Source organism: Acinetobacter sp. 24-47-39, from assembly GCF_056783825.1.
On the sequence record NZ_JBWYIP010000003.1, the window covers coordinates 33,434 to 55,931 of the forward strand.

Genomic DNA, 22,498 nt, shown 5'->3' on the forward strand with positions numbered 1-22,498 from the left:
TAGTCACTGAATATCAATTAAATTTTTATATATTTTAATGAAAACACTTTCTAGAATTCTTTTGACGGCTTAACGACTATGTTATCTAAGTTCTTTATTGAACGACCTATTTTTGCTGGCGTACTTGCGATTATTGTCATGGCAATTGGTATATTTGCGGTGATGAGCTTACCGGTAGAACGCTATCCAGATATTGCTCCGCCAAGAATTACTGTATCAGCAACTTACACAGGAGCTGATGCCGAAACAGTTGAGGAAAGTGTCACACAGGTCATAGAACAACAAATTAAAGGAATTGATAACTTACTTTATTTTAGCTCTACCAGTAATGCATCTGGAAATAGTCGAATTAGTTTAAGTTTTGAAAATGGAACTGATCCAGACACAGCACAAGTCCAAGTTCAAAATAGCATTAATGGCGTGATCAATCGTTTGCCTGAAGATGTGCAACGTCAAGGGGTCAATGTCTATAAATCCTTAGGTGACACCTTTATGGTGGTGGGGTTATATGACACAACGAACCAAAGTAACAATATTGCGTTGTCAGATTATTTGGCTGATCACATTGAGCCAGAAATTGCGCGTGTAGAAGGTGTTGGTGAGGTTGATGTTTTTGGCTCTCAATATGCCATGCGTATTTGGTTAGATCCGAATTTACTAAAACAATATCAGTTGATGCCTAGTGATATTCGTGCTGCAATTGAAGCACAAAATACACAAGTTGCTGCGGGTGGAATTGGAGATTTACCAACAGTAGCAGACCAGTATCTTAATGCAAAAGTTACCGCTGGATCACGACTAAGAACAGTCGATGAATTTAAAAATATCATTGTCAAAGCGACCCCTGATGGAAGTTTTATTTATTTAAAAGATGTGGCGCGCGTTGAGTTAGGTGCTGAAAATTATCAAGCTTTTAATACCATTAATGGATCACCTTCAGCAGGCTTGGCTGTTTCAATGTCATCTGGTGCAAATGCTTTGGCAACCTCAGCTAAAATTAAAGAAGTGCTTGAGGACATTAAGAAAAAACTTCCTGAAGGCTACCAAATCGTATACCCACGAGATAACACGCCGTTTGTTCAAGAGTCCATTAAAGAAGTTGTAAAGACCTTAGTTGAAGCCATTATCTTGGTTGTGTTGGTCATGTTTATCTTTTTACAAAGCTGGCGCGCAACACTTATTCCAACGGTCACGGTTCCAATTGTTATTTTGGGCACTTTCGCCGTCTTATTTGCACTTGGAATGACCATCAATACGTTGACACTTTTTGCATTAGTTCTTGCGATTGGATTACTTGTAGATGATGCAATTGTGGTGGTCGAAAATGTCGAACGTTTGATGCATGAAAAGGGGCTATCTGCAAAGCAAGCGTCCATCTTATCTATGCAAGAGATGACGGGGGCTTTAATTGGAATTACAGTGGTGCTAACAGCAGTATTTATTCCGATGGCTTTTTTTACAGGATCGACAGGGGTTATATACCGTCAGTTTTCAATTACCTTGATCGCAGCCATGTCACTGTCATTGTTGGTCGCGTTAATTCTCACACCTGCATTGTGTGCGATTATTCTTAAACCCAAACAAAAAGAAGCAAAATGGGCGAAATGGTTTAACGCAAAAATGGAATCATTACGATTGCATTATCTAAAGTGGGTTGAAAAAAGCCTGTCACTAAAATGGATCGTTTTAACCAGTTTTGCTGGGTTAATTGTGATTTTTGCTTTGTTTTATAAGTCGCTTCCAACCAGCTTTATTCCAAGTGAAGATCAAGGTTTTATCAGTGTCCAATTCAGTTTACCTGAAGGCGCACCTATGACAGAAAGTCAGCTTGTTGGTGAAAGTATTCGAGAGTATTTTCTTGAACAAGAAAAACAGAATGTTAGGTTGGTTCAAATTCGTTATGGACGAAATTTTTCAGGAACGGGTCAAAATTTAGGAACAGGATTTGTAGCATTACATCATTGGGATGATCGTCCGGGCGAGGCAAACTCTGCACAAGCCATTCGTGAACGAGCGATGGAGTTCTTTAGAAAAGACAGTCGCGCTCGGATTATGGTGAGCTTACCAGGTTCTGTAAGTGGTCTTGGCGATACCAACGGTATCGAGTTTTGGCTGCAAGATTTAAATGGACAAGGACGACAGTATTTAGAAGATCAATTTCAAGCGCTAGAGCGACAGGCAATCAACTTCACAACTTTTGAAAATTTGGGCAAACGCTCTAATCCAGATAAAGCCAAATTGAAAGTGAATATCAATCAAAAATTAGTGATGGCGAATGGTCTTTCACAATCTGCGATTAATAGCACTTTGGCTGCAGCTTGGGGTGGTTCCTATGTGAACGACTTTATTGATCGCGGACGTATTAAACGCGTCATGATGCAGGGTGATGCCGAGTATCGTTCAAAGCCTGAAGATCTCAATTTATGGTCTGTACGAAACAATCAAAATCAAATGATTTCATTTGGTAATTTTGCCACTGTGGATTGGGATGGAGGCCCTGATGTGGTGACTCGTTTCCAAGGTTATTCCGCGCTACAAATGGAAGCTGACACTGCAAAAAATGTGAGCAGTGGTGCTGCAATGCGTGATATCAAGTCTATGGTTGATCAATTGGACGGGGTTGGGCTAGCGTGGAGTGGATTATCGTTTCAAGAGCAACAATCGAGTACACAAGCCATTTGGCTTTATCTCATCTCTGTTGGCTTTATCTTTCTATGTTTAGCTGCCTTATATGAAAGTTGGTCGATACCTTCTGTTGTGATTGCTGCTATTCCATTGGGTATTGGCGGTAATATTATTTTTAGTTGGTTGGTCGGATTTCCAAACGATATCTACTTCCAAATTGCGTTACTTACGACGATTGGGTTGTCATGTAAAAATGCCATCTTAATTGTTGAATTTGCGGCAATCGCTCAGGAGCGTGGAGCTAACGCGATTGCTGCTGCTTTACAAGGTGCAAGTTTGCGCTTACGTCCAATTATAATGACCTCGCTTGCTTTTGGTGCAGGGGTTATACCTTTGGTATTTGCTTCAGGTGCTGGTGCTGCCAGTCGTCAAGAAATTGGTGTAAGTGTCCTTGGTGGGGTAATTTTCGGCACAATTTTAGTTCTAGTCTTTATTCCCTTTATGTTTGTTATCGTTCGGAATATTTTCAAATATAAATCAAAATCAGCATCTGAAACTTAATATGGTATCCGCAGTACAGCGAGTATGGTACTGCGGTTGATTTAATCCATTTTTAAATATCAGTTTTTGACAAGATCAATACGCACTAACATTTTCAATTAGTGTTAGCATGCCTTGCGTAATTCTAAACGATAATAAATGAAGCGATTATGGATCAAATTAAACAAGATCATAAAATTGAAGCATTACAACAAGCATTGATCAATTCTGATGTCGCTCAGATTGATCATATTGCGGATACGATTAATCCTGCAGATTTGGCTTTGTTTTTACAGCAATTAGAAATTGATCAACAAATACAACTTATCCACCATTTAGAAAACGCAGCATATGTATTTGAGTTTTTGCCACTCAATCATCAAGTACAGTTGGTTAAAAAAATGGACGGCATAAGTACAGTCCAGTTAATTCGTTCAATGCATTCAGATGCTCGAACTGATTTGTACAAAGCTTTACCAGATCAAATCAAAACATTTATTTTTGCGAATTTAGATCGAGAAACAAAGCAGCAAGTTCAAGCTTTGGCACTGTATGCTGAGGAAACGGCTGGGGCGATCATGACATCTGATTATGTCACTTTGCCATCAGACATCTCAATGCAACAAGCTTTAGAGATTTTGCGCCACTCCGCCAAAGATACTGAAACCTTATATCTGATCTATATTACCAATCAGTTTCAGAAACTTGAGGGTGTAATTTCTCTTCGAGAAATTGTGCAAGCACCTTTGGATAAAACAGTCCAAGAAGTCATGACCACTGACGTCATTTACGGACGGGTAGATGAGGATCAGGAATCAGTGGCAAAAAAATTAAGCCACTATGATTTTATCGCCTTACCCATTTTAGATCATGATGATCATCTACTCGGTATCGTCACTTATGATGATGCTATGGATGTATTCCAAGAAGAATTTACCGAAGACTTTTTGAAAAGTGGGGCGGTAGAGCTTAAAGAAAATATCAGTATTCGTACAGCACCAATATTATTGTTATTTAGACAACGTGTTTTTTGGCTAGTGTTTCTGGTCTTTGGCAGCCTACTTTCGAGTATTGGGATCGCCCATTATGAAGACATCATTGCTGCGCATATTGTTTTGGTTTTCTTTTTACCGCTATTGGTTGGGAGTGGTGGTAACGCAGGCTCCCAATCTGCAACCTTGATGGTTCGAGCAATCGCAACTGGCGATGTAAAAGCCAAAGATTGGTTTGTGTTGCTTGGTCGTGAAGCGATGGTTGCTCTATGTTTGGGTGCAACGATGGCTGCAGCTGTTTCTATTCTTGGCTATATCCGTGGAGATATGATGGTCGCTTTAGTGCTTGCGATCAGTATGATGGGTATTGTCATGATGGGCTGTCTGATCGGGATGAGTTTACCATTTGTACTCAATAAACTAGGACTCGATCCTGCAAGCGCATCTGCGCCCTTGGTCACTTCAATATGTGATGCAACTGGTGTATTGGTCTATTTATTTATTGCTTCACAACTCTTATTCTAAGGCTATGACTGATGGAGAATCTTTGCAGGATGTTGCTTAAATGACAAATAAAAATAAATTAACCCAAGCTGAAGTCATCAAAATGGAACGCGATCTTGCCAAGTTCGCAAACATGATGGATTCCGTCGTAAGAATTCCATTCACTAAACAAGGGGTAGGGGCTGATGCAGCATTGAGTACGATTCCTGTGGCGGGTGACGTAGCTGGATTTGTACTTACGTGTTATGCAGTATTACAAGCTCGAAAAATCGGTGTGCCCCAATCTAAATTGAATGGCGTGCTTAAACTTGCTGTGATGGATGGTGTAGTAGGTTTAATCCCTGTTGCAGGTACACTCTTTGATGTGTTTATTCGACCGAGTCGCAAGGCTTTAGATGTGGTTCATGATCATATTCGTGAAGAGTATCAGATTCATTCAGACCATCATGTGGTACACCCATTTTTACATGAAAACTTAGAGCGTAAACAGCAGAACTCTGCCTTCTGGCGAAATCCTGTCGTGGCATGGATTTGGATTCATATTCCTGATTTACTGGGTCTTCTGTTTTTAATTATTTTTGGTGTTGCCTTATGGTTTGGTGTCACGTTCTTATGGCAATGGTTTCAATCTATTTAAAGTCTTATAGATTGAGTCCATTAAAAAAGCCTCCCTATGGAGGCTTTTTTTAGAAGCAGATTAAGGACAATCAAGTTGTTGTAATGCTGCTACACGTTGCTCAATTGTTGGGTGTGTTTGGAAGAGTGCAGCAAGGCTGAATCCTTCTTCACGACCTGATGAAATTGAGAAAGCTTTCATTTCTTTAGGCATTTGATCTGGCATTTCAGTTTCTGCTTGTAAGCGAAGTAATGCACTGATCATCGCTTGTTTACCTGCTAAACGCGCGCCAGCCTCATCAGCACGATATTCACGATAGCGAGAGAACCACATCACAATTGCCGAAGCAAGAATACCGAATACGATATCTAACACGATTGTAATGAGGAAATAGCTCCAGCCCGGTGCTTCACCTTCTTCACGACCAAATACGTTGCGATCTACAAAGTCGCCGACTATACGTGCGAAGAACATCACAAACGCGTTGACTACACCTTGGACTAAAGCAAGGGTGACCATGTCACCATTTGCAACGTGACCAATTTCATGCGCCAACACTGCACGTAATTCATCTTTATTCATGCGTTCCAATAAGCCTGTTGAAACAGCGACTAAAGCATCGTTTTTGTTCCAACCGGTTGCGAAGGCATTTGATTGATAAGATGGGAAAATACCAACTTCTGGCATTTTAATACCAGCACGTTGAGAAAGTTGAGCCACTTCATTGAGTAACCATGCTTCCGCTTGGTTGCGTGGAGCATTGGGATCAATTAACTCTGTACCTGTGGTTTTCTTTGCAATCCACTTTGACATGAATAGGGAGATTAAAGAACCCACCATACCAAAGACAAAACAGATCACAAGTAAATTGCCAAGATTCAAGCCACCCGCGCCATGGTAACTACCGACACCGAAGAGTGACAAGATTATGCCAGCTACCACCAGTACCGCGAGGTTGGTCAGCAAAAACAAACCAATCCGCATCATCGAGAAAATCCTCTTATAAATAAAATTTAATAAGCTTTTTGAATTAAAAAACCTAACTCAAATATGCTTTCGAATAGGGAAAATTTCAAGATAAAAATAAAAAATATAACGAAAAAAAATTGAGATTAATTCGAAATATAGATCTTCGCTGATGCTGTGGCATTATTTGTAGAATATGAACCAGCTGGTGCGTCAGTAAAACTGCCATCAGCGGCCACAATAATTTGGCGAGGAGGTGACTTTGGCTTAGCTGGTGCAGTCACTTGAGCTGATAAATTCTGATTGTTATAGCTCGGTGTACTTGACTTAGAAGATGCTGAAGCTGAATAACTATTGGTTGGATTTGAGCCTACACCATTGGCGTATAAATTATTGTAACGACTGAGTACACGTCTGACATAGTCTTGAGTTTCACGAAAGGGCGGTATTCCACCATATTTAGCAACATTTCCCTCGCCAGCATTATAACCCGCTAATGCCAATTGCGTATTGCCATTAAAGCGTTTCAATAGCCAAGCCAAATATTTTGCACCAGCGAAAATATTTTGTTCAGGATCATATGCATTATTGACATTAAATCGTTGTGCAGTCGCAGGCATCAATTGCATAAGACCCTGAGCACCAACAGGGGAGCGTGCATGTATATTAAAACCAGACTCGGTGTGCATCACCGCTTTAATGAGTCCCTCAGAAATGCCGTGTCGTTGAGCTGCTTGGCGAATATAGCCATCAAAGGCATTTCGATTTTTACTATGGCTTGGGAGAACTGATGCTTCGTTGCTTCCCCAATTGCTGTAACTATGAATATTGCTGTCTGGATAGTAGGTTTTCTTTTCAACTTTAAGATGGTTGTATTTGTTTTTGCGGTTGGTCAGAACAGTAGTACCGTTTGAATCTTTCAGCTGATAGATTGTTTGACCTGCAGAAGCCTGTGGCGAGAATATTAGAAAATTCACACACCCAAATAACGCTATGACTTTTATTTTATTTGTAGTTTTCATCATTCGAACACTATTTTTGTCCCTAAATGATATGTGGGTGATTTTCTGCAATGGAGATGTCTCTCGACTATGTAATGTTTTTTAACAATTCGTTGTGAAAAAATCAAGTCTTAATTGTTGGCTTAATATCCAAAAAAATTATTTATTTTTATTTATAAACAACTGCTTGACACATATAAGTTATTGAATTTTAAGGATATAGAATAGTGGTTAAAAAATGATCAATCTAAGGGAAAGCACCATCTTATCTTGCCAAAACTTTGTCAACCCCTAAAAAGTCCACAATTTTATCCACAGGTTTTGTGGAAAACTGTGGAAAAGTCCAAAAGATAAGCAATTCGACTAAAAAATGAACCCAAGCGTCCATTTTAGATGCGTGAATAAGACAGTGTTATGAAAAAATAAAAATTAGATGTAAAAAACAGATTCTTTAGATGCGATTAAGCACTGAATCGGCTAAAATTGCGCAGTATTTTTTTTATGGTTAATGTCGTCTATGTACTCGCCAGTTGAATCCAACCAAGGATTTAATTTTAAGCCAGAGCCACCTACGAGTTCTGCATATTATCGTTTATTGAAAAAACTTCGTCGTCAAGTAGGTCATGCAATCCGTGACTACAAAATGATTGAGGATGGCGATAAGGTCATGGTATGTATTTCAGGTGGTAAAGATAGCTATACCATGCTGGACATTCTCCTGCAGTTTAAACGCATAGCACCAATCAATTTTGATGTTGTGGCTGTGAATCTTGATCAGAAACAACCCGGGTTCCCTGAGGATGTATTACCCCGTTATTTAGAAGAAAATAACATTCCGTACTACATCTTAGAAAAAGATACATATAGCATTACCAAAAAGCTTACACCTGAAGGTAAAACCTATTGTGCAGTGTGCTCACGCTTGCGCCGTGGTTCTTTATATGGTTTTGCTCAAGAAATTGGCGCGACCAAAGTTGCTTTAGGTCATCATCGTGATGATATTATGGCAACGTTCTTCTTGAACCTATTCCATGGTGGTAGTTTAAAGGCGATGCCACCAAAACTACTTTCATCGGATAAAAAGAATATTTTGATTCGTCCTTTGGCGTATGTTGAAGAGAAAGACATCATCAAATACGCTGAAATGCGCAAATTCCCAATTATTCCATGTAACTTGTGCGGTTCGCAGGAAAACTTACAGCGTGCAATCATCAATGATATGTTGCGTGAATGGGATAAAGCTCATCCAAAACGTTTACACAGCATTTTTGGCGCGTTACAGAATGTCTCGCCATCGCAATTGGCCGACCGAGATCTTTTCGATTTTGAAGCCTTAGATGGACAACGTGAAGTTGATTTTGATGTAACTTGTTCAACAGCCGAAGGGGACACACCAAATAAGCGTATTAGCATGGTCAATCTCGGTTTTGCTGCTGAGTAATTCGTCTTAATAAAAGAAGCACTTTTCGAAGTGCTTTTTTTTATTTCTTAGATTTTTACATTTTAATGAAGGTGTTGAGTCGATTTACAAAATGATGTTTTTTGTCACTTTAGGTCGTAGTACCGATACAAAAAATCATTGACAAACTTGTGAAAAAATAAAGATTTGATGATATTTAGGCGATTAGTTTTATTTACAAAAAAAATCGAACGCAGAGTACAAAAAAACGTATCGCATTTGGAAAATATCATGCTATAACTCTCTCAAGCGTAAAGCTTCTACATGTTGTTATCTTGGATAGGTAACGCAATAAATTGAATAAATACATCGAGGAAAGAACATGCCTGCATTTTTAACTGATGATTGGTTTGCAAACGTTGAGAAACTTACAGCTGAAGCTGGTGATTTGAACTTACCACCATCATTAGCAAATCTAGCATTGAATCTTGTAGTAACAGGTAGCGAAGGAACGACTGAATTAGCGCTTGATAGCGGTAAGATCCAAAAAGGCGCTTCTGCGAATGCTAAAACAACTTTAAACTTAGATGCGGATACTTTACGCAAAGTATTCTTAGAGTTTGACATGGCTGCTGCTATGCAAGCATTTATGACTGGTAAAATCAAAGTTCAAGGCGATATGTCTCAATTGATGGCTTTACAAACAGCGAAGCCAAGCCAAGAACAAAAAGATTTGTTCAAAAAAGTTTTAGAGCAAACTACTTAAGACTTTTTAAACAAAAAAAGCTTACCTTTAGGTAAGCTTTTTTTTGTTAAATACTCACCAAACTTGGTGTCGTTTTAATATGTTCTAAATAAGCACGAATACGAGTGACGTATTGGATCGCTTGCTTATAACGCGTATTGTGCGATTGATTACGGTAAAGAAAATCATATACCTGTATCCAATCATTCGGATTTTTTCCTTGGGCTTTTAGGCGCTTCATAATCGCATCTGTGGCACCTGGCCCCATATTGTAAGCCACGAGGGCATACCAATAACGATCATGTTTAGGAATATAATCATATTTCGACATCATCAGATCAAAATACTTCGCACCACCTGCAATACTTTGAGCAGGATCAACACGATTCGACACACCCATTGCTTTTGCTGTGTTGTTGGTGAGCATCATGATGCCACGCACACCTGTAGGAGACACAGAATTCGGTTTTAAGAACGACTCTTGATAGCCTATCGCAGCAAGGAAGTGCCAATCTAAGTCGTATGTTTGGGCTGACTTTTTAAAGCTAGCTTTATAAATTGGCATACGTGTTTTCAGATTGCGCTGAATAGTATCCCAATCATCTTGTTTAACCACGTTGCGGTTGTAGAAAGATGCCATTTGACGGATAGCACCATTTTGCTTGCTTTGACAAACAAAACCGCTGGCAGTATCTGTTAAAGGATCAGCAGCATTCTTAAAAACCCAATTGATTTCTGGATTAAGCCCATTTTTGCGTAAGCTTTCAAGGTCACCACATGATGCGGAAAAACCTGAAAGATTCTTTTGCTCAATGGTCATGATCGATGCTGTGGTCACCGCGAAATGAGCTTTACCTTGCTGCACCATTTTCAAAGCGGCTTCATTACTTTGAACCGTTTTAAAATCGAGTTTTACATTTAAGTTTTGAGCGTAACTGCTCACCAAGTCATAGCCAAAGCCATGTTTGAAGTTACCGTCTTTAAAAACCACGGTGGGATTTGACACGGCCACCACTGTAAGTTTGTTCGAATTTACAATGGAGTTGTATTGGTTGTCGGTCTTTGTTGCATTTAATGCATGAAATGGGATAAATGCTGTAGCGAGGACCATCGCTTTAAACGAGAGAGAAGAAGTTAGTGAATTAAGGCAAAGCCTCGATCCAGTGTTTGAACTACTGCGCATGTTGTCTCCGCTACAAGTAATTTATGCCCAAAAAAAGCAAAAGCAGTACCGCCTTAAACTTTTATTTAAAGTTGATAAATTCAATTAGGGTGGGCGTCATGAACGTCATTCAAAATGACATGTGTGGGTGGATAAAATATTGAAGAAAAGATCTTCGTACAAAAAGTAATCAAGATAAAACATGGGCGCATATTAATGGTCAATTTTACTCATGTCAAATTTTGTACAAAAAAAAATAAAAAACATGGTTTTAAGGTATTGATAAATAAAAAGAAAAAACTTTATAAAATTTTTCCATGTAGAAATGCGGTATAAAATGTTGCAATGTGTCGCTATAACGTAAGCAAAATACTCATTTTATCGCCTATGAAATCGAATTTAATTACCCGAAGTGGGCATGACAAATTGGTCGCAGAACTACAGTATTTATGGCATGAGGAACGACCTGAAATCACCAAAAAAGTGAATTGGGCTGCCAGTTTAGGTGATCGTTCTGAAAACGCAGATTATCAATACAATAAACAAATTTTACGAAAAATAGACCGTCGTGTTCGTTACCTCGGTAAACGACTTGAAGAGTTGCGGATTATCGATTTTTCTCCTGAACAAGAGGGCAAAGTATATTTTGGCGCTTGGGTAGACATCGAGAACGAGGAAGGACAACTAAAGACGATTCGGATTGTCGGTGTAGATGAAATTTATGATCATCATCCTCAACATATTTCAATAGATTCACCTATGGCACGTGCAATGTTAGGTAAGCAAGTAGATGATGAATTTGAGGTACATACACCCTTGGGGAAAAAAACATGGTTTATTAATTCAATTCGCTATGAAAAGCTCGAAAATTCAGCAAAATAGTGCTTTTTGATTTAAAAATAGGCAGGTGAGCAAAATTTCTTAGAAAAGTGTTTGCCAATTTTAAAAAATATTTATATGATAGCCGCCATTGGAAGCGTGGCAGAGCGGTTTAATGCACCGGTCTTGAAAACCGACGAGGGTGTGAGTCCTCCGTGAGTTCGAATCTCACCGCTTCCGCCAAATTTTTAAAAAGCCACTAATCATTAGTGGCTTTTTTTATTTTCTTCATATTCCTGCGATATTAAAACTGATATTTACTGTTTGATTTAATTTTTTGAGCAAGTCATAAAAAACCACCCTAAGGTGGTTTCTCTACAGCGTTTAAGCCACTTTTTCTGGAAGATCGAACCAAATCACACGAGCATCTTCTGATGCTTCAATCTGCGCTGGATCAATAAATGCAATAGCATCTCCTGCATTCACAGTGTGTTCAGCGACTTGAATTGAACCGCTAATCACATGTAGATAGCTGACATGTTGTGTTGCAACAACTTCAAGTGAATGACCTTTCTCCAAAACAGCTGATTTAACCTCCGCATTTTGGCGAATATGCATGGGTGCATGTTCTGTCGGTCCACAAATCAGATGCCATTGGTTCGGTTGTTCAGCAGGATCGAGTTGAATTTGTTGGTAATTCGGCTCTGCATCGCGCTGATTTGGAATAATCCAGATTTGCAGTAAGTGAACTGTTTCATCACCCTGGTTGATTTCACTGTGTTGAATGCCTGTACCTGCACTCATCAGTTGCCATTCACCAGCTTTGATATCACCGTGGTTACCCATACTATCTTTATGTGTAATCGCTCCCTGCAATACACAGGTGAGAATTTCCATATTGTCGTGTGGATGTGTACCGAAGCCTTGATGACCAGCTATGAAGTCATCATTAATGACACGGAGAGCACTGATGCCCATGTGGTTAGGGTCATACCAGCTCCCAAATGAGAAGCTGTGTTTGGATTCTAACCAACCCATTTTTACATGACCACGTGATTCACTGCGATGTAAATAAGCATTCATGATGATGCTCCTTTCATTATTCTTAAAGATGATGTTATTTTAATAGTTTAAAATGAATAAGATAGTGGATTAGGATAACGTATCGTTCTAATTTTGAAACATAAAAAGGATAAAAAAGCCTGCTTGAAGCAGGCTTTTTATAAATTGGATTATTCTAAGAATTTTACTGTAACGCCAGAACGAACTTTATTACCCAAATCATTCGCATCCCAGTTGGTTAAGCGGATACAACCGTGTGAAGCTGTCTTTGAAATACTTGATGGGTTAGGTGTGCCGTGAATACCGAACGATTTTTTGCTTAAACCGATCCAGATATTACCTACAGGGCCATTAGGACCAGGTGGTAATGAAAGTGGCTTCAAATTTTTACCTTGTACAAAGTTACTTGGTGAATAGCTATACCAAGGGTTTTTCGCTACACCAGTAATTTTGTATGTTCCTGTCGGCGATGGAGTGTCAGCACTACCGATGGTTGCTGGGAATGAGCCAACCATTTGGTTTTGTTGGTTAAACAAATAAAGTTGTTTAGCGCCTTTATGAGCCACGATTAAATGAATATTTTCTGGAAGTTCATTGCGAATGTTGGTCACAATAAGCTTTTCACCCGCTTTCTTAAATGTCGCTTTAGGATTTAGTTTCTTGAGAAACTCTTCATCCATATGGAATTTTTCAGCCAGCATTTCACTTACACGAGTGTAATAAAGACCTTTCATTTTCGCTTGTAAAGCATAGTCATGAGGAATTGAGGCTGCATAAGGACCTTTTAGGTCTGCTTCGGTAATCGTATATTCAACATAAGCAGGTTTACCAGCTTGGCGTGCAACTAGAGCATCCCAAGTTTCTTTCGTCAAAACACCTGTAGCCTTTAAACCATTCATTTGCTGGAATGAAGCAATTGCTTTAAGTGTATTTTTTCCACTTGTACCGTCAATAGCACCTGGTGAAGCATGTGAATTATTTAACATTACATGTGCACGGGCATATACAGGGAATTGACCTTTGCCAATATTTTCATACCATTCAGCATTATTCAGACTTTCTAGCGTCCATGAATTTGCTGTAGCAGGTGCTGATGTAGATGAAGCTGGATTTGTCACTGCTGAAGATGCAGGTGCACTGCCAATGTCCGCAGTGCTATCCTCAGTTCTTTCTAGGTTTTGAAGCGTATCTGCAGCTTGATTTAGATCATTTTGCTCTTGCTGGCTAATTTGGGCTTCAGAGCTAGATTCTACCGCGAGAGGATCAATTGGATCTTGAATAGTATCTAAACTCGTTTTTGTAATTGGAGAAAGCGGTTGTTCAGCAGTACCAGAAGCAGCCAAAGCAGTTCCAGACATAATACAACTTAAACTCAAAGCAAGAATTGAGCGAACGAACATGTAATTCAACCTTAAGAATTATTCATATTGATTTATAAAAACACGGATAAAGTATTGCAGAAAAAACACGGATATGCAGTATTTGTTTTGTTTAAATCAAATAAATTCCGATAGTCTCAATCTTTATTTTCATTCTAACTAAATACTTTAAAGTGCAGCTTTTTGGTATGATGAATGGAATTTCAATTTTGCATCGAGAAAGTAAATGACGGCCTTAAAAAATGATCGTTTTCTGCGTGCCTTATTACGTGAACCTGTGGACTGCACGCCAGTTTGGATGATGCGTCAGGCTGGTCGATATTTACCTGAATATCGTGCGACACGCGCAACTGCGGGTGATTTTCTTTCTTTATGCAAAAATAATGACTTTGCTTGTGAAGTGACTTTACAGCCGCTTCGTCGCTATGACTTAGATGCAGCCATTTTATTTTCAGATATTTTGACTGTTCCTGATGCTTTGGGCTTAGGACTTTATTTTGAAGCTGGGGAAGGACCAAAATTTAAGAAAACAGTCCGTACTGAGCAGGATGTAGCCCAATTACCAAAAATTGATGCTAAATCGGACTTAGACTATGTCATGAATGCAGTGTCGACAATCCGATCAGCATTAGGTGGCCAGGTACCGCTAATCGGGTTTTCTGGGAGTCCATGGACACTCGCGACTTATATGATCGAGGGTGGGTCGAGTAAAGATTTCCGTTACACCAAGCAAATGATGTATGCACAACCTGAAGTTTTACATGCCTTGTTAGATCATTTGGCTGATTCAGTCATAGATTATTTGAACGCACAGATTGAGGCAGGTGCGCAGGCGATTCAAATTTTTGACAGTTGGGGTGGTGCACTTGCACATCGAGAATATCAAGAATTTTCACTCAATTATATGCACAAAATCGTGAAGGGTTTAAAGCGTGAAAATGAAGGCCGCAAAGTACCAGTAATTTTATTTACCAAAGGTGGTGGTCAATGGTTAAAACCTATGATCGCAACTGGCGCAGATGCGTTTGGACTAGATTGGACAACCCCTTTAAATGTTGCACGTCAAACTGTTGCTGGTCGCGCTGCCCTACAAGGTAATTTAGACCCTGCAACATTATATGGCTCTCCTGCGAGTATCGAAAAGTCAGTAAAATTAATGCTCGATGATGCCTATGCTGCTGGTGAAAAAACGGGTTATGTTGCAAACCTTGGACACGGTATCACCCAATGGGTAGATCCTTCGAATCCTAAAGTTTTCATTGATACGGTACATGAGTACAGCGCAAAATATTTAGGCTAAACATTTAGGATGAATGTGTGAGCTTTTTAAAATCATTATTTGAGTTTCATTATAAGGCAGCATCCGCTGCCTTATTTGGTATTTTATTACTGCTTGCCTTTGCTTTGACGGCTTCGATGGGGCATCAAGAATATTATGGATTGTACCGATACGACTACCTCTTGATTTATGCAGTGGTTATTCAGGTCTGTTTACTGCTTTTAAAGTTAGAGTCTTGGGCTGAAGCCAAAGTTATTGCAATTTTTCATATGGTGGCCATGGTCATGGAGATTTTCCTGACACATCCACAGATTGCATCATGGCAATATCCGCAACCTGCGGTATTTAAGATTATGACCGTACCACTTTTTGCGGGATTTATGTATTCTGCAGTGGGCAGTTTTTTTGCTCGTTCACTCAGGCTCTATCGTGTAGAAATTGAGAACTTACCTAGTTTTTTTAATATGCTGAGTTTAGCGATTTTGTCCTATTTAAACTTTATGACGAAGTTCTTTATCCCAGATATACGATATTTACTGTTTGCATGGAGCGTGTTGATATTTTGGAAAACTAAAATAACGTTCAAGCTTAAATATCATGAGATGACCTTGCCAATGCTTCCTGTGCTTTTGTTGTTGGCATTTATTATTTGGATTGCTGAAAATATTAGTACTTTTTATCAAATTTGGTTGTATCCAACGCAAGTGGAACAGTGGCATATGGTGGGATGGGGGAAACTTGGTTCTTGGTATCTCCTATTAATGCTGAGTTTAGTATTGGTGTTAAAAATCTTAGGTGAACGGAATTCACAGGGTTTGTGGCGATTGAAGGGCGAATAAGTTAATTCATCAAAAAAACTCGATACTTGATGGCATTGGTAAGATTTGTTTTGCGTTCTTGGCTCGATATCGCTATGTTAAAGAAGTTCGTAAAAGAACAAAATTGGAACAATAGAGAACACTTGAGCACATCAAGTTTGGAGTGATGTTATGTATAAAAAATTAGCTTTAGCTGCGGTATTGGCAGTAGGATCAACAGCTGCATTTGCTGACCGTGATGTGGGTTGTGGTATCGGTTCACAAGTTTGGGCAGGTCAGTCTGGTAAAGTTGCAAAAATCTTAGCAGGTACGACCAACGGTTTATTTGCTAACCAATTATTCGGTATTACTTTCGGGACGTTAGGCTGTAGTGGTACAGGTACAGTAACAGCACAAGCAGTAACATTTACAAATGAAAATGCCGAAGCTCTTGCACGTGATATGGCGGTAGGTGAGGGGGAAAGTCTTAACGTCCTTGCAGAGCTTCTGAATATTAAATCTGAAGATAAAGCACGCTTCTTTGCAGTATCAAAAGAAAATTTCTCTGAAATTTATTCAGCGGACAATCAAGATGCATTCCAAGTCCTTGCATCTCTTCAAACTGTTATGTCTCAAGACGAAGTATTAAAAGCTTACGTTTAATTGCGAAAACCCTGTCTTATGGCAGGGTTTTTTTGTTTCATCATTATTAAGTTCATTTTATGAAATTTGCTTTTTTTTCTGCCTTGATTGTCAGTAGCTTTCTGACACATGCATATACTTCTCCAGTTGAACAATATATTGCACAAGCACAACACCATCAGCTTGATAAAAATAAAACTTGGCAAAGATTAATGTATGCACATCAAGAGAAGAGTGAAGTCAGCTATTCAGGATTTTTTTTTAGTGCAAATGGTGCAGATAATTTAGAAGAGGAGCTGAATGCAAATATTCGTGAATTATTTATAGATCGAGGACAAGATCAATCCATTTTATGTCGTTTCCCAGCTCGCTCTGCATGGTTAATAGAACAACTGAAAATAAAACAAGAGGAGCTTCCTAAAGCAGATTGTCCTGCTCTAGAGAAATGGATTGGACAGATTAAACCGTATCAAGCAACATTGATTTATGCGACAGATTTCATGGGAAATCCAAGTTCGATGTTTGGTCATACCTTGCTGCGTCTTGATCCTAAAGATCAAAAAGAGCTTAATCTTATTTCTTATGCAGTCAACTACGCCGCGACGGTCGAAAATAGTGATAGTTTTTCTTTTGCTTGGAAAGGTTTAACGGGTCAATATCCAGGTGAATACTCGTTAATGCCCTACTATCGAAAAGTAAAAGAGTATGGTGATTTCGAAAGCCGTGATTTGTGGGAATACGAATTAGCATTAAACCCAGAAGAAACAACACGTTTAGTACAACATATCTGGGAGTTAAAGCATGTCCAATTTCCCTATTATTTTATAAGTGATAATTGTGCCTACCGCTTATTGGGACTCATTGATTTGGTAAAACCCGATGCCAATCTACAAGTACAGTTTAGTCATACTGCAATTCCAGTCGAAACCATCAAAGCGGTGCAGCAGCAAGGCCTCATTAAAGATACTGTTTATCGCCCAGCACTTGAAACGCAGTTACTTCATCAAGCCAAACAACATGGTAATGACTTAGCACATTCGGCACATCAATTAACGCTGGTGCAACCAGCACAAATGCGTGAATTTTTAGCTCAATTTACGGCCAAGGATCAGGCGCGTATTCTTGAGATGGCATATGATCATTTGTATCTACAGCTTATTTCTCAAAAAATCGAAGCGAGTATTGCGCAACCTAAAATACGACAAATTTTGAGTTTAAGAAGTCAACTCCCTGTTGAAAAACAACGTACTGAAGTGGCAAGACCACGAATTGACCCTGTGGATGGGCATCATGCTCGAAAAACATCGATTGAGTTTGGACGAGTGCAGGACGATACGTTTGTGCAGATCAATCATCGACTAGCGTATCATGATTTATCTGATCCTCAGGGGGGATACCGACTTGGAACACAGTTGAAATTTCTTGAGGGAAGTCTTGAGCTTCGGAATGATCAACTCAAGTTGGCTGATTTGGATCTTTTAGAATTGAATTCTTATAATCCAATTACGCCTTTTAAGACGCCGTTGAGCTGGGGATTTGGATTCGGTTGGAAGCAAATCTCAATTGATGATTCTGGAAATTTCAGTGATACCGAGCAACATGGTGTTTTGAATCTATCAACACAGTTTGGATATAGTTGGGCAGATGCAGATCGTGAACACCTGTGTTATGCGCAGATGCAGAATCATATTCAAGCTGGAAAAATTTTAGAAAAGGGTTGGAGATTGGGGCTAGGGCCAACTGTAGGTTGCCAAAGTTTATGGTCAGATCGAGTGAATAGCTTAGTGCAAATTGAAATCCCTTTTTGGGAAGATCAGCAGGATTGGCAGCTCGGACTACGATCCTCAGTTCAGTATGCACTTAACTCGCAAAGTGCTATCTCTATTCACTGGAATTATCAATTACAAGAACAGCATGATTGGCATCAAACCAGTTTAGGATTTACACGCTATTGGTAAATACACAGTACTAGGAAGTACTGTGTTGAAAGGTGAAGCTTGTTTTTAAACGATTACATTCACATAGTACTTTTTCACTTTCTCAACGACTTCGAATGTTCCAATGAATCCTGGTGGTATTACACCTGCTTGACCTGCCGAAACTTCGATAAAGTGATTTTTACTTTGAGTGTGGATGCGAACTTTTCCTTCTATAATTTGAAAGAATTCTTGTTTATTGTCGGCAAATTGAATATTCCAAGCACCAACTTCACATTCCCAAATCCCACAGTCCATATGCTCGTGTTCATAAAGACTGTAGGTGTGACGTTCGGGATTGCCTTGGACGAGACGATCAGGACGCGGGAAGTCGACTGACTTTTCTGCGTGTTGTTGACCTTGACCTGCAACATGAAGAGATGTCATATATTCACCTTAAGAAATTGAGCCTTGGAATACGGTCTAAAAAAAACCTCAACAAGGTTGAGGTTTTATGAATTAATAACTTTCTGGAACAGCGCTCAGAAACTCGCGACGTTCATCTTTGTTAGTTTTAAAGTCCCCAACAAATGATACTGTACGAGTGGTTGACTCTTGTTTGCCTACACCACGCATCATCATACACATATGTGCTGAATCAATGACAACAGCTACGCCTCTAGCACCAGTCACTTGAGCCACAGCTTCAGCAATCTGTTGAGTTAGATTTTCTTGAATCTGTAGACGACGGGCAAACATTTCAGTAATACGTGCAAATTTAGATAAACCTAAAACTTGACCTTCTGGTAAGTAGGCAATATGCACACGTCCATAGAATGGCAGTAAATGATGTTCACAAAGCGAATAGAATTCGATGTTCTTGACCAAAACCATTTCACGGTTGTCTGAAGGGAAGACCGCATTGTTGGTCACTTCTTCAAGCGTTTGGCTATAACCTGACGTCAAATACGAAAAAGCTTTAGCAGCACGCATTGGTGTATCTTTAAGACCAGGACGAGTAAGATCTTCGCCAACGGCAGTTAAAATGTTGGCGTAGGATTGCTGCATAGACATAAGACGTGTTCACTTACACAGATGTTGAACAAGGACGGCATTGTATCAGAAAACGATTACAATGCCGTATATTCAGAAAAAATTCCGATTATTGAGTAAATTTTGGATTCTTTTCTGCACGTTTAAGCAGAACTAAGACCGCGCCAGTGCCACCTTGTTTTTCAGGCGCACTGACAAAAGCCAAAACATCACGATGTTGTCTGAGCCAACTATTAACATAGGTTTTTAAAACAGCTTCAGGGCCTTTACCATGAACGATTTTAATGACGTTTTGATTTTGCTCTTTCGCCATCTGAATAATTTGCAATACAGCTGAACGTGCTTCTTCTACGGTACAGCCATGCAAATCAACTGCTTCAAACCAACGTAAATTTCCAGCTTTCAGATCTTCAAATACTTTATGTTGTAAGGTCGCAATTCGATAACTCAGACTGGCCTGACTGCCAACTGGATTGAGCATGGCTTGAGTATCAGACATCACAGTTTCATCAGTATGCATTGGACCTTCAGCAGCAGCACGTTTTGCTAAGGTTTGAGCATCCAATTTCTTTTTTACTGGTTTCTCAATTTTTGCAATATTGCCATGATCAATTTTTTGAACACCTTGCATCTGCTGACGAAAGAGTTCTAAATCTTCCTCATGCTCTTGTTCAACCGTCTTTTCAATAGGTTTAGGAGCTTCAACACGAGGAGCAGGATTACTGATTTGTTTCTTAAACTGTTTCAGTAAATTAAATTGATCTTTTGATAAAGAAGAATCATGTTTACTCATAACGTGTTTGTAACTTTAAAGTGGAAGATGAATGAATGTGATTATAATCCGAAAACCCCTCAACTTTGTAGTGAGGAGTATTTAAGTTGATTTTAACAGGTTAAATTAAGTGGAGATAACTTAAGGGACAAAGCTAAAAAATAGGTATGTGGCAAAAATACACAGATGTACAATGCCTGGCAAAATGGTGGTGTATCCAGTACGCAGAGAATTTGAAACAACAAAAAGTGATAGTACGAGTAATGCTAATGATTTTGCATCTAAACCTAACTCGAGTGTCCAGCCCATGCCGATCGCAAAAAAAGCCACCACAGGAATCGTAAGTCCGATACTTGCAATTGCAGAACCTATGGCTAAATTTAAACTTGATTGAAGCCGATTTGCTTTTGCTGCACGAATAGAAGCTCCAAACTCTGGCAGTAATACAATTGCTGCAATTATGATCCCAAGGGTCGCTAACGGTGCGCCAAACTGAGTCAGTAGGCTTTCAAGTGTTGGAGAAATTCCTTTTGCTGACAATACCACAGCAATCAAAGAGACGATCAGCATTATTAAGCTGATCATGACAGTATGAATACTAGGAATGAAGACATCTTCTTCTACAGCATTCTGATCGACTTCTACTGGTAGGAAGTAGTCACGATGACGTACAGTTTGGAAAAAAGTAAACGCTGAAAATAATATCAAAGTAATGATGGCGATAAAAAATAATTGTGAATTGTTGTAGCTGCCAATAGCTGGTGAGTTAGTCACATAATTTGGCAATACCATGGCAATAACAATAATGACGGTCATGGTGCCTAAAGCAGCAGTGACACCTTCTAAATTAAAGCCTTGAACTTGATGTTTAGTGGCACCTAATAATAAGCTTAGACCAATGATTGCATTTAAGATGATCATCACCGCTGCAAAAATCGTATCACGTGCAAGCCCCATGGCTTCAGGACCACCTGACATCATCATTGAAACAATCAGTGCAACTTCGATAATCGTGACGGATAATGCCAACACTAACGTACCAAACGGTTCTCCTACTTTATGAGCAATAACTTCTGCATGATGCACAGCAGTCACTACACTGCCAATCAGACCAACACAAAGTAATGTGACAATAAATGGAAAGCTTGGAACAAGATGATATACACCCAGAATAACCAGTGAAACTATAGGTATAGCAATGGTCCATGTGGGATTAAAGCGATTCGTTTTCATAAGATTATGTTCTATTTATTGTTGAAAATAATGATAAGTGTTTGATGGTTTATTAATCAAATTTATTTTGAATTTGTTCTAGCTATTGTTGTTGGAATTAATGGAGGCAAGAATGGATTCGGGAATCCATTCTTATCAGGTCTAAAGCTTAGAATTTGAAAACCTTACCGCAGAATATTAGAGTTAAATATTCTGAGGTTCGCCAAATAATGCTGTAAAGGCATGATCAGGACGAGGCTGTTTCATAAAACTTTCACCCACAAGGAAAGTGTGAATGTCATTTTCCTGCATCATGGCAACATCGGCAGGCGTAGCAATGCCACTTTCAGTCACCAGTAAACGCGAAGGATCAAGTAATTTTTTCAAACGTAAAGATGTATTTAAATCAACATCGAAAGTTTTTAAATTACGATTATTAACGCCTAATAAACAATGATCTGACAATTTGAGAGCACGTTCTAGTTCATATTCATCATGCACTTCAACCAGTACATCTAAATGATGTTCAAATGCAGTTTTCGACATTTCCTCAAGTTGTTGATCTGAAAGACATGCAACAATGAGAAGGATACAGTCTGCATGCAATGCACGAGCTTCAATCACACCATAAGGATCGATTAAGAAATCTTTTCTTAGTGCAGGCAAATCACAGTGAGAGCGAGCAATATGAATGTTTTCATCGGCACCTTGGAAGAAATCAATATCTGTAAGTACTGATAAACATGCCGCACCCGCTGATTGATACTGTTCAGCTATTTCAGCAGGATTGAAGTTTTCTCGAATAATGCCTTTAGATGGAGATGCTTTTTTGATTTCAGCAATGACAGCAGGACGTTTGTGTTGTAGCGCTTGAGCAAAACCGCGAACAGGGCTAGCGGCTTGAGCGAGTTCTTCGACGTCCTTATAGCTACGTTGTTTTAATCGTGCAGCAAATTCTTCTTGTTTACGGTCAACAATTTTGCCAAGAATAGTATTCGCGATATCTAACATAAGAAT

At 39.2% G+C, this 22,498-nt stretch carries 20 protein-coding genes and 1 tRNA gene; 11 read left to right on the plus strand and 10 right to left on the minus strand.

The window, feature by feature from the left end; genetic code table 11:
* Positions 1-78: 78 nt before the first annotated feature.
* The 3 genes from AC1M9C_RS04135 to AC1M9C_RS04145 all read left to right on the plus strand — a co-directional run bounded on the left by AC1M9C_RS04135 (position 79) and on the right by AC1M9C_RS04145 (position 5,298).
* A complete protein-coding gene (locus AC1M9C_RS04135) occupies positions 79-3,186 on the plus strand; it encodes a multidrug efflux RND transporter permease subunit (RefSeq protein WP_035266948.1) in 3,108 nt (1,035 codons plus the stop codon).
* A gap of 158 nt (positions 3,187-3,344) precedes the next feature.
* Positions 3,345-4,682, plus strand: a complete 1,338-nt coding sequence (gene mgtE, locus AC1M9C_RS04140) for a magnesium transporter (protein ID WP_481953321.1) — start codon at positions 3,345-3,347, stop codon at positions 4,680-4,682.
* A gap of 40 nt (positions 4,683-4,722) precedes the next feature.
* On the plus strand, positions 4,723-5,298 hold the full coding sequence (locus AC1M9C_RS04145) for a DUF4112 domain-containing protein (protein WP_035266953.1): 576 nt from the start codon (positions 4,723-4,725) through the stop codon (positions 5,296-5,298).
* 60 nt (positions 5,299-5,358) lie between these two features.
* On the opposite strand, the gene htpX is transcribed toward AC1M9C_RS04145, so the two are convergent.
* The gene (gene htpX / locus AC1M9C_RS04150) at positions 5,359-6,264 is read right to left on the minus strand and encodes a protease HtpX (RefSeq protein WP_035266954.1); all 906 of its coding nucleotides are present in this window, start codon (positions 6,262-6,264) and stop codon (positions 5,359-5,361) included.
* Positions 6,265-6,389: 125 nt separating this feature from the next.
* Positions 6,390-7,247: a lytic transglycosylase domain-containing protein gene (locus AC1M9C_RS04155; protein WP_416202016.1), complete on the minus strand. Its 858-nt coding sequence runs from the start codon at positions 7,245-7,247 to the stop codon at positions 6,390-6,392.
* A 514-nt stretch (positions 7,248-7,761) separates the two neighbouring features.
* Between AC1M9C_RS04155 and ttcA the strand changes: the two genes are divergently transcribed.
* The gene (gene ttcA / locus AC1M9C_RS04160) at positions 7,762-8,685 is read left to right on the plus strand and encodes a tRNA 2-thiocytidine(32) synthetase TtcA (RefSeq protein ID WP_035266955.1); all 924 of its coding nucleotides are present in this window, start codon (positions 7,762-7,764) and stop codon (positions 8,683-8,685) included.
* 340 nt (positions 8,686-9,025) lie between these two features.
* The gene (locus AC1M9C_RS04165) at positions 9,026-9,409 is read left to right on the plus strand and encodes an SCP2 sterol-binding domain-containing protein (RefSeq protein ID WP_092765941.1); all 384 of its coding nucleotides are present in this window, start codon (positions 9,026-9,028) and stop codon (positions 9,407-9,409) included.
* Between the two features lie 46 nt (positions 9,410-9,455).
* Here AC1M9C_RS04165 and AC1M9C_RS04170 read toward each other — a convergent pair whose 3' ends face one another.
* Entirely contained in the window at positions 9,456-10,571 is a 1,116-nt protein-coding gene (locus AC1M9C_RS04170) for a transglycosylase SLT domain-containing protein (protein ID WP_035266964.1), read from the minus strand.
* Positions 10,572-10,937: 366 nt separating this feature from the next.
* Here AC1M9C_RS04170 and greB point away from each other — a divergent pair, with 366 nt between their 5' ends.
* Entirely contained in the window at positions 10,938-11,432 is a 495-nt protein-coding gene (gene greB / locus AC1M9C_RS04175) for a transcription elongation factor GreB (RefSeq protein WP_092765943.1), read from the plus strand.
* A gap of 90 nt (positions 11,433-11,522) precedes the next feature.
* Positions 11,523-11,612, plus strand: a tRNA-Ser gene (locus AC1M9C_RS04180).
* Between the two features lie 141 nt (positions 11,613-11,753).
* On the opposite strand, the gene AC1M9C_RS04185 is transcribed toward AC1M9C_RS04180, so the two are convergent.
* Together AC1M9C_RS04185 and AC1M9C_RS04190 are read right to left on the minus strand one after the other, a co-directional pair.
* Positions 11,754-12,452, minus strand: coding sequence for a pirin family protein (locus tag AC1M9C_RS04185; RefSeq protein WP_481953264.1), 699 nt, complete (start codon positions 12,450-12,452; stop codon positions 11,754-11,756).
* Positions 12,453-12,601: 149 nt separating this feature from the next.
* Positions 12,602-13,831, minus strand: a complete 1,230-nt coding sequence (locus AC1M9C_RS04190; protein WP_481953265.1) for a L,D-transpeptidase family protein — start codon at positions 13,829-13,831, stop codon at positions 12,602-12,604.
* 205 nt (positions 13,832-14,036) lie between these two features.
* On the opposite strand from AC1M9C_RS04190, the gene hemE reads away from it, so the two are divergent.
* The 4 genes from hemE (at position 14,037) to AC1M9C_RS04210 (ending at position 18,486) form a co-directional block, all read left to right on the plus strand.
* Positions 14,037-15,110, plus strand: a complete 1,074-nt coding sequence (gene hemE, locus AC1M9C_RS04195; protein WP_481953266.1) for a uroporphyrinogen decarboxylase — start codon at positions 14,037-14,039, stop codon at positions 15,108-15,110.
* A 17-nt stretch (positions 15,111-15,127) separates the two neighbouring features.
* Positions 15,128-15,928 (plus strand): DUF817 family protein, encoded by an 801-nt coding sequence (locus AC1M9C_RS04200; protein ID WP_035266975.1) that lies wholly within the window; start codon positions 15,128-15,130, stop codon positions 15,926-15,928.
* A gap of 150 nt (positions 15,929-16,078) precedes the next feature.
* Complete coding sequence (locus AC1M9C_RS04205) at positions 16,079-16,549, plus strand: DUF3015 family protein (RefSeq protein ID WP_035266978.1); 471 nt, start codon at positions 16,079-16,081, stop codon at positions 16,547-16,549.
* A gap of 59 nt (positions 16,550-16,608) precedes the next feature.
* A complete protein-coding gene (locus tag AC1M9C_RS04210) occupies positions 16,609-18,486 on the plus strand; it encodes an Lnb N-terminal periplasmic domain-containing protein (protein ID WP_035266979.1) in 1,878 nt (625 codons plus the stop codon).
* Positions 18,487-18,531: 45 nt separating this feature from the next.
* Here AC1M9C_RS04210 and AC1M9C_RS04215 read toward each other — a convergent pair whose 3' ends face one another.
* The 5 genes from AC1M9C_RS04215 to trpC form a co-directional block, all read right to left on the minus strand.
* The gene (locus AC1M9C_RS04215) at positions 18,532-18,891 is read right to left on the minus strand and encodes a cupin domain-containing protein (protein ID WP_035266981.1); all 360 of its coding nucleotides are present in this window, start codon (positions 18,889-18,891) and stop codon (positions 18,532-18,534) included.
* Between the two features lie 72 nt (positions 18,892-18,963).
* The gene (gene folE, locus AC1M9C_RS04220; RefSeq protein ID WP_171076769.1) at positions 18,964-19,512 is read right to left on the minus strand and encodes a GTP cyclohydrolase I FolE; all 549 of its coding nucleotides are present in this window, start codon (positions 19,510-19,512) and stop codon (positions 18,964-18,966) included.
* Positions 19,513-19,606: 94 nt separating this feature from the next.
* Positions 19,607-20,290 carry a Smr/MutS family protein gene (locus tag AC1M9C_RS04225; protein ID WP_092765950.1) on the minus strand — a complete coding sequence of 228 codons (684 nt, stop codon included), beginning with the start codon at positions 20,288-20,290 and terminating at the stop codon, positions 19,607-19,609.
* A 120-nt stretch (positions 20,291-20,410) separates the two neighbouring features.
* Positions 20,411-21,502 (minus strand): calcium:cation antiporter, encoded by a 1,092-nt coding sequence (locus AC1M9C_RS04230; RefSeq protein ID WP_035266988.1) that lies wholly within the window; start codon positions 21,500-21,502, stop codon positions 20,411-20,413.
* A gap of 183 nt (positions 21,503-21,685) precedes the next feature.
* Positions 21,686-22,492: an indole-3-glycerol phosphate synthase TrpC gene (trpC, locus tag AC1M9C_RS04235; protein WP_481953267.1), complete on the minus strand. Its 807-nt coding sequence runs from the start codon at positions 22,490-22,492 to the stop codon at positions 21,686-21,688.
* Positions 22,493-22,498: the final 6 nt, after the last annotated feature.

Coding starts and splice junctions, on each gene's coding strand:
- ttcA (WP_035266955.1), top strand. CDS start 7,762: ATGTACTCGCCAGTTGAATCCAACCAAGGATTTAATTTTAAGCCAGAG.
- AC1M9C_RS04215 (WP_035266981.1), bottom strand. CDS start 18,891: ATGACATCTCTTCATGTTGCAGGTCAAGGTCAACAACACGCAGAAAAG.
- AC1M9C_RS04230 (WP_035266988.1), bottom strand. CDS start 21,502: ATGAAAACGAATCGCTTTAATCCCACATGGACCATTGCTATACCTATA.
- AC1M9C_RS04170 (WP_035266964.1), bottom strand. CDS start 10,571: ATGCGCAGTAGTTCAAACACTGGATCGAGGCTTTGCCTTAATTCACTA.
- AC1M9C_RS04165 (WP_092765941.1), top strand. CDS start 9,026: ATGCCTGCATTTTTAACTGATGATTGGTTTGCAAACGTTGAGAAACTT.
- AC1M9C_RS04205 (WP_035266978.1), top strand. CDS start 16,079: ATGTATAAAAAATTAGCTTTAGCTGCGGTATTGGCAGTAGGATCAACA.
- hemE (WP_481953266.1), top strand. CDS start 14,037: ATGACGGCCTTAAAAAATGATCGTTTTCTGCGTGCCTTATTACGTGAA.
- AC1M9C_RS04135 (WP_035266948.1), top strand. CDS start 79: ATGTTATCTAAGTTCTTTATTGAACGACCTATTTTTGCTGGCGTACTT.
- htpX (WP_035266954.1), bottom strand. CDS start 6,264: ATGATGCGGATTGGTTTGTTTTTGCTGACCAACCTCGCGGTACTGGTG.
- greB (WP_092765943.1), top strand. CDS start 10,938: ATGAAATCGAATTTAATTACCCGAAGTGGGCATGACAAATTGGTCGCA.
- AC1M9C_RS04145 (WP_035266953.1), top strand. CDS start 4,723: ATGACAAATAAAAATAAATTAACCCAAGCTGAAGTCATCAAAATGGAA.
- AC1M9C_RS04210 (WP_035266979.1), top strand. CDS start 16,609: ATGAAATTTGCTTTTTTTTCTGCCTTGATTGTCAGTAGCTTTCTGACA.
- trpC (WP_481953267.1), bottom strand. CDS start 22,492: ATGTTAGATATCGCGAATACTATTCTTGGCAAAATTGTTGACCGTAAA.
- AC1M9C_RS04185 (WP_481953264.1), bottom strand. CDS start 12,452: ATGAATGCTTATTTACATCGCAGTGAATCACGTGGTCATGTAAAAATG.
- AC1M9C_RS04225 (WP_092765950.1), bottom strand. CDS start 20,290: ATGAGTAAACATGATTCTTCTTTATCAAAAGATCAATTTAATTTACTG.
- AC1M9C_RS04190 (WP_481953265.1), bottom strand. CDS start 13,831: ATGTTCGTTCGCTCAATTCTTGCTTTGAGTTTAAGTTGTATTATGTCT.
- folE (WP_171076769.1), bottom strand. CDS start 19,512: ATGCAGCAATCCTACGCCAACATTTTAACTGCCGTTGGCGAAGATCTT.